Genomic DNA, 6,835 nt, shown 5'->3' on the forward strand with positions numbered 1-6,835 from the left:
CCATGACCTCCTCCGCGATTTCCACCGATGCCCTGCAGGACGCGATCGGCGAGGAGCGCAAGCGCCTCAATGAGGGATCCCTTGCCCTGCGCCAGGCCTATGAGGCGCATCCGCTGACCTCAGGCGTGCTCAAGGGGCGCGCCAAACTGGTGGATGGCGTCATCCAGCGCTTGTGGAGCGCCTGCAGCATGCCACCGGAGGCTGCGCTGATTGCCGTCGGTGGCTATGGCCGGGGTGAGCTCTACCCCTGCTCCGACGTGGACATCCTCATCCTGCTGGCGGAACAGCCGGACGGCAGCCTGCAGTCGCGGCTGTCCACCCTGGTCGGCGCTCTGTGGGACGTAGGCCTGGAAATCGGCCACAGCGTGCGCACGGTGGAAGAGTGCCTGGACGCCTCCGCCAGCGACATCACCGTACAGACCAATCTGCTCGAGGCCCGCCTGCTGACCGGCAACGCCGGACTGTTCGACGATTTCGCCCGTCACTACCGCGAAATGTTGGACGTGCGCACCTTCTTCAAGGCCAAGCAACTGGAGCAGGAACAACGCTACACCCGCTACAACGACACCCCTTACTCGCTGGAACCGAACTGCAAGGAAAGCCCGGGCGGCCTGCGCGACCTGCAGATGCTGGGCTGGATCTCCCGTGCCGCCGGACTGGGACGCAACTGGCGGGAACTCGCCCGCCGCCGCCTCCTGACCGGTGAAGAAGCCTCCGACCTGCGCAGCGTGGAGCGCTTCCTCCAGCATGTACGCATCCGCCTGCACTATCTCACCGGCCGCTCGGAGGACCGCCTGCTCTTCGACCACCAGGAGAAACTCGCCCGCATCATGGGGATAGAGGCCACCGCCGCCAAGCGGGCCTCCGAAGTCTTCATGCAGCGCTACTACCTGACGGCGAAGAAAGTCACCCAGATCAACACCATCCTGCTGCAGAACTACGGCACCGAGATCTTCCCGGACCGGGGCGGCCCGGCCATCACCATCAATGCCCGCTTCCAGGCGGTGCGGGAACTGCTGGACATCCGCAGCGAGCAGATCTTCGAGCGCGCCCCCTCTGCCCTGCTCGAATGCTTCTTGCTGCTGCAGCAGCACAGCGAGCTGAAAGGCATGACCGCGCGCACCCTGCGCGCCGTGTGGCTCAACCGCAACCGCATCAACGCCGCATTCCGCGCCGATCCGGCCAACCGCGCGCTTTTCCTGCAGATCCTTCAACAGAAGCGCGGCATCGTTCATGAATTCCGGCGGATGAACCAGTACGGCATCCTGTCGCGCTACCTGCCCCCCTGGCGCAAGATCCTGTGCCAGATGCAACACGACCTTTTCCACGTCTACACAGTGGATCAGCACATCCTGATGGTGCTGCGCAATGTGCGCCGCTTCACCATGAGCGAGCATGCGCATGAATACCCGCTGATGACGCGCCTCATCCTCGGCTTCGAGCGCAACTGGCTGCTGTATGTCGCCGCTCTCTTCCACGACATCGCCAAGGGCCGCGGCGGCGATCACTCCAAGCTCGGCATGGAGGATGCCCGCGAGTTCTGCGAAGACCATGGGCTCTCCCCGGAGGACACCGAGCTGGTGGTATGGCTGGTCGAACACCACCTGACCATGTCCCAGTACGCACAGAAAGAAGACACCTCCGACCCGGAGGTCATCCGCCGCTTTGCCGACATCGTCGCCAACGAGCGCCGGCTCACCGCGCTCTATCTGCTCACCCATGCCGACATCCGCGGTACCAGCCCCAAGGTGTGGAACGGCTGGAAGGGCAAGCTGCTGGAAGATCTGTTCTTCTCTACCCAGCGACTGCTGCGCGGCGCCACGCCCCAACAGGCGCTGGGCCTGGACGACCGCCAGGAAGACGCCCGCCGGCTGCTGCGCTACCACGGGCTACGCTCGGGGGTGGAGGAAGCACTGTGGGCACAACTGGACGCCGTCTATTTCATGCGCCACTCCGCGGAGGAAATCGCCTGGCACACCCGGCTACTCTACTTCCGCCCGGAAGCGGACGATCCGGTGGTGAAAGCGCGCGTTTCCGACGAAGAGCACGGCGTGCAGGTGATGGTGTTCACGCGCGACCAGAAAGACCTCTTCGTCCGCCTCACCGGCTTCTTCGGCCGCATGGGCTTCACCATCCTGGACGCCAAGGTGCACACCACTCGGCACGGCTACGCGCTGGACAGCTTCATCCTGCAGGACCCCGGCCAGGCCGCACCCTACCGCGACATCGTGTCCCTGATCGAGCACGACCTCACCGAGCGCCTGCGCAAGCCACTTGCGCCGGAGCGCCCCTCCTCCGGCCGCCTGTCCCGGCAGGTGAAGCACTTCCCGATCACGCCCACGGTCAGCATCCGGCCCGACGATGCCGGCAAGCACTACATCCTGTCGCTGATGGCGGCTGATCGTCCCGGCCTGCTGTTCGACGTTGCCGAAGTACTGGCCAACTACGGCATCAGCCTGCAGACGGCCAAGATTGCAACGCTGGGCGAACGCGTGGAAGACACCTTCCTCATGTCCGGCGCCGGCCTTTCCCAGGATGCACAAGTGGTGCGCATAGAGCGCGACCTGTTGGAGCGGCTTCAGGTCTGAGGCGGAGACAAATCCCTGCGCTAATCCCCCCAGGGGGGGAACTGGAACACGAAGTGTTCCCCGCGCCGTCTCTCCAGAAGTTCGACCAGGATCGCGGGAGAGACGGCGCGGCCATCGATCACCAGCACCCCTTCACCGACGTAACCCACCAAGGTGTCCGAGAGCATGCGCAGCGAAGCATCCGGCGCAAGAGCCAGGTAGCGACGTGAAATCCCTTTCTGGATCTTGCGCCTGAGCCGGAACAGCGCCTCCACCTCATTGCCACCGCTTGCGGCGAAGCAATAGCCACCCCTCTCGTCCTGCGGCCACCTTTCGCGCGCGAGCATGCATACCGGGGAGGAACCTCCGGCCACCAGCTCGATCACGAACTCGCGCTCCCTGCCCAGGCAATCGAGAAAGCGCTCTATCGCCGGCAGGAGCACCGCCTCAAGCCCGACTCCATCCAGAGCCTGCCCAGGCAGCCTTGCCTCCACCTCCATCCCACGCCCGTCACAGCCCGTCGCCAGCCAGTCAAGACTCACCCCGGCCGCCTTCGCAATCATGACGAGATGACGCATTCCCGGCGCCTTCTCCCCCTTCAGATATGCACTGAGAAGACCATCGGAAAAACCGCAACGACGCGCGAAGGAGCGCTTGCTTTCAGCACCTATGGTCTTGAGCAAGCGCTCCCCGAAAGCCCGAATTGCATCGTCATCATTTTCCGCCCTGGCAATACCCTCTCTCGCCTTCTTACTAGTCATTCGCAATCATCATCAATTAACAACAGGACATAACCGGAGTCCGGACGTCTCATCTCAAAGCCGCTCTCTAAAAAGTTGACAGTGCACTCTTTAGGTTTATACTTTCGTCTTAAATCCAAGCATGAAGCACTTCCTCCGGGCGATACCTGGATGTCAATTGTTTTGATCTTGTTTCGACAGAAGAACATTTTCGAACAGTCGGAACATATGAGTGCAGCGGCCGAACCAAAAAGGCGGAATCGGCACTCTGCTGGAAATGACGGTGGCCACCAGCCACCCGGTCTTAAGCGGGAAATCCGCACTGCCCGGCTGCCATCCGCTCGGGCAGAGAGTTCCGCCGATCCCCACAAGGTCGAGCACATCGATCGTGCTATAGCCGTACTCCCCAAGCGGTCATGAAAAACCAGACATCGCACGGATCACCGAGACACAACGCCCCGATCGACGCAGCCCCCCCTTTCATCCGCGTTCTCAGCGCAGACAACCACACGATTTTTCGCGCCGCCTTGCGCGCGCTGTTCGACACCACGCCGGACATGACCATCGTCGGCGAAGCCGGCAATGGCAGTGAAGCCCTGAAGCACGCACGCTCCACCGCCGCGGAAGTGATGCTCCTCGCCACCTCGCTGCCCGACACCCCAGGGGCCGACCTGCTGCTGCATCTCGGACGCCACTGCCCCGGGCTACCCTGCGTGGTGCTTTGTCAGAACTGCGAGCCCGCAACCGTGATGCGCGCGCTCAAGGCCGGCGCTTATGGCTATGTCAGCAAGGAAGCCGATCCCCAAGTGCTGTTCACCGCGATACGGAAGGCGGCAACCGGCCGGCGCTACATAGACCCCGCCCTGCTCGACACCTTGCGCTTCGACGAGGAAGGCGAGGTAAATGGCCCGGAACAACTCCTCTCCCGGCGCGAATACCAAGTCCTCAAACTGTTTGCCGAAGGGCACTCTCCCACCCGGATTGCAAGCCTTCTGAACCTCAGCGTCAAGACCGTCAGCACCCACAAGACGCGAGTGCTGCAGAAGACCGGCCTCAGCACTACTGCGGATCTGGTTCGCTACGCCTTCCGTCATAAGCTCGTCGCCTGACACCCACCCCTGCAGCTTCGCCGGCGTCACTTTAGACGCTATCTAGGATACGCCCTATGTTGCGGCCATGTATCTCCTTCGGCCTATCCAGAATGCTCTCTTTAGGAAATTTCCCACACTCAATAAAGAAAATTCTTCGTGCATAAACAGAGAACTCCTATATACCGGGTGACTTGGGAATTCCCATAATCAGGGCAAGACCTGATTTACGTTTTCTCACAATCCTGAGTCACGGCGTTTTCCCCTTAAGCACGAGAAATCATTTGAGCCAACCGAAGACGCATCGACTTCGCCTGTATTGCTTCGTCCTTCCCTTGCTGTTCGGCTTGAGTGCTGCCGCGGCGCTCCAGTTGAGTGGCGGCTCTCCCTACATCGTCATCCTGCTCGCCCTAGGCGGCCTGTGTTGCGCCACTTGGCTGCGGCATGCGGCGGGCAGCGGAAGCGCTCCGGCCGTGTCGCCTGATGGCGCCCCCGCACAGGCGCCGAGCCTGCAGCCGGACGTTGACGGTCTCGAGTTGCTGTGCGGTCGTCTGCTGCCCTTGTGGCAGAAGCACCTCGATGCGGTGCGAATGCAGATGGAAGAAGCGCTGACCGCGCTGTCGGCCACCTTCGCTGGCCTGTCGGTGCAGATGAGCCAGGCCCTGCAAGCCTCCTCCGCCGAGGGCGGCGAGTCCGTCTCCGCCGTGCTCGACGACTGCCGCAACCAACTCCACGCCGTCGTCGCCGACCTGCGCGCCTCGCTGCAGGCGCGCGCCAGCCTCATGGACGACATCGGCCGCCTCTCCGGCGTGGCCGGCGACCTCCAGAGCATGGCCAGCGAGGTCGGCGAGATCGCTTCGCGCACCAATCTTCTCGCGCTCAACGCCTCCATCGAGGCCGCCCGCGCCGGCGAAGTCGGCCGCGGCTTCGCCGTCGTCGCCGACGAGGTCCGCAAGCTCTCCGCCCAGTCCGCGCAGAGCGGCCAGCGCATCCGCGACACCGTCGACACCGTCGGCCAGGCGCTCGCCCAGACCGTCGCCAACGCCCAGCAGCTCGCCACCCGCGAGCACGGCCACATGGACGCCGCCGAGCAGCGCATCGGCCTCGTCCTCACCCGCTTCGAGCGCAGTGGCGACGCCCTCGAGCGCGCCAGCGCCCAGCTGCGCGAGGACGGTTCGCGCATCGGACACGAGATCGACCACGTCCTCGTCCACCTGCAGTTCCAGGACCGCGTCGGCCAGATCCTCGCCCATGTCATGCAGGACATCGCCAAGCTCGAGGACTTCGTCGCCCGCGGCGCCCATCGCGAAGCCAGTGCCGACGATGTGGGCGCCTGGATGGATGCGCTCGCCGCCACCTACTCCACCGCCGAACAGCACGCCATCCACAAGGGCGCCGCCACCCCGCGCGCCAGCGCGCCGACCGAGATCACCTTCTTCTGACCCCCTCCCCTCCAACTTCCGACTTCCCGAGGATTTTTCCTACATGGCCAAGACCATACTCATCGTCGATGACTCCGCCTCGATCCGGATGGTGGTCAAGACCGCGCTCACCGGTGCCGGCTACGAGGTGATCGAGGCCGCCGACGGCCAGGACGCGCTCGCCAAGCTCGATGGCCGCAAGATCAACCTCGTCATCAGCGATGTGAACATGCCGCGCCTGGACGGGATCGGCTTCGTGCGCCAGATGAAGCAGAAGCCGGGCTACCAGTTCACGCCGGTGATCATGCTCACCACCGAGTCCGAGGCGGACAAGATGCGCCAGGGCAAGGAAGCCGGGGCCAAGGCCTGGGTGGTGAAGCCTTTCCAGCCGGCGCAGATGCTCGCCGCGGTGGCGAAGCTGATTCAGCCATGAGCGCCGACACGATGGCGAATGCGCCCGCCGAGGCAGCGCCGGCGGCCGACCTGCCCGATGCCGAGGGGCGGCTGGCGATCGTGCTCGAGGGCGATGTGGACATCTATGTCGCCGAAGCCCTGTGGCGCCGGCTCAGCGCCGGCCTGCGCGCGGCCACCGTACTCGAGCTGGACCTGTCGGCGGTGAGCCTGATCGACACCACCGGGCTGCAGATCCTCGCCCAGCTCCAGCGCACCGCCGCCCGCGAGGGCCGCAGCCTGCGCCTGCGTGCCCACAGCCCGGCCGCGGCCGAGGCCATCGAGTTCCTCGGGCTGGCGCCCCTGTTCGGCGATTCCCTGCCGATCCAAACCCAATGGGCCTGAACGGTCCGCCCACCCAGGAGTAGCCCGTGGCAGAACGGATTCCCGGCATGGAGGCAGCGCTGCGCACCTTCTTCGAGGAGAGCGGCGAGTTGCTGGCGGCGATGGATGCGCACTTGCGTGCGCTGTGCGAGGAGGGCCACGACGTCGAGCGGCTGCATGCGCTGTTCCGCGCCGCGCATACGATCAAGGGCTCGGCCGGCATGTTCGGCCTGGAGGCGGTCGTC

Annotated in this window: 7 protein-coding genes; 6 read left to right on the top strand and 1 reads right to left on the bottom strand. The window is 64.4% G+C overall.

Going from position 1 to position 6,835, the window contains the following annotated elements; all coding sequences use genetic code 11:
• Positions 1-2: 2 nt before the first annotated feature.
• Positions 3-2,588 (top strand): [protein-PII] uridylyltransferase, encoded by a 2,586-nt coding sequence (locus GRF61_RS07745; RefSeq protein ID WP_169150095.1) that lies wholly within the window; start codon positions 3-5, stop codon positions 2,586-2,588.
• Between the two features lie 20 nt (positions 2,589-2,608).
• On the opposite strand, the gene GRF61_RS07750 is transcribed toward GRF61_RS07745, so the two are convergent.
• On the bottom strand, positions 2,609-3,328 hold the full coding sequence (locus GRF61_RS07750) for a helix-turn-helix transcriptional regulator (RefSeq protein WP_169150096.1): 720 nt from the start codon (positions 3,326-3,328) through the stop codon (positions 2,609-2,611).
• Between the two features lie 395 nt (positions 3,329-3,723).
• Between GRF61_RS07750 and GRF61_RS07755 the strand changes: the two genes are divergently transcribed.
• From GRF61_RS07755 to GRF61_RS24730, 5 genes are all read left to right on the top strand, one after another.
• Positions 3,724-4,416: a response regulator transcription factor gene (locus GRF61_RS07755; RefSeq protein WP_169150097.1), complete on the top strand. Its 693-nt coding sequence runs from the start codon at positions 3,724-3,726 to the stop codon at positions 4,414-4,416.
• A 263-nt stretch (positions 4,417-4,679) separates the two neighbouring features.
• Entirely contained in the window at positions 4,680-5,837 is a 1,158-nt protein-coding gene (locus tag GRF61_RS07760; RefSeq protein WP_211165807.1) for a methyl-accepting chemotaxis protein, read from the top strand.
• 43 nt (positions 5,838-5,880) lie between these two features.
• Positions 5,881-6,249, top strand: coding sequence for a response regulator (locus tag GRF61_RS07765; RefSeq protein ID WP_169150098.1), 369 nt, complete (start codon positions 5,881-5,883; stop codon positions 6,247-6,249).
• The gene (locus tag GRF61_RS07770; protein WP_169150099.1) at positions 6,246-6,611 is read left to right on the top strand and encodes an STAS domain-containing protein; all 366 of its coding nucleotides are present in this window, start codon (positions 6,246-6,248) and stop codon (positions 6,609-6,611) included. Before GRF61_RS07765 ends, GRF61_RS07770 begins: the two co-directional genes overlap by 4 nt.
• 26 nt (positions 6,612-6,637) lie before the next feature.
• On the top strand, positions 6,638-6,835 hold a 198-nt coding region (locus GRF61_RS24730; protein ID WP_211165808.1), incomplete at its 3' end, for an Hpt domain-containing protein.

Source organism: Azoarcus sp. TTM-91 (assembly GCF_012911025.1).
In the GTDB taxonomy this organism is placed as follows: Bacteria; Pseudomonadota; Gammaproteobacteria; order Burkholderiales; family Rhodocyclaceae; genus Azoarcus.

What these genes read in the sequence shown, in the direction of transcription:
- GRF61_RS07745 (WP_169150095.1), top strand. Translation starts at nt 3, where the DNA reads ATGACCTCCTCCGCGATTTCCACCGATGCCCTGCAGGACGCGATCGGC.
- GRF61_RS07750 (WP_169150096.1), bottom strand. Translation starts at nt 3,328, where the DNA reads ATGACTAGTAAGAAGGCGAGAGAGGGTATTGCCAGGGCGGAAAATGAT.
- GRF61_RS07755 (WP_169150097.1), top strand. Translation starts at nt 3,724, where the DNA reads ATGAAAAACCAGACATCGCACGGATCACCGAGACACAACGCCCCGATC.
- GRF61_RS07765 (WP_169150098.1), top strand. Translation starts at nt 5,881, where the DNA reads ATGGCCAAGACCATACTCATCGTCGATGACTCCGCCTCGATCCGGATG.
- GRF61_RS07770 (WP_169150099.1), top strand. Translation starts at nt 6,246, where the DNA reads ATGAGCGCCGACACGATGGCGAATGCGCCCGCCGAGGCAGCGCCGGCG.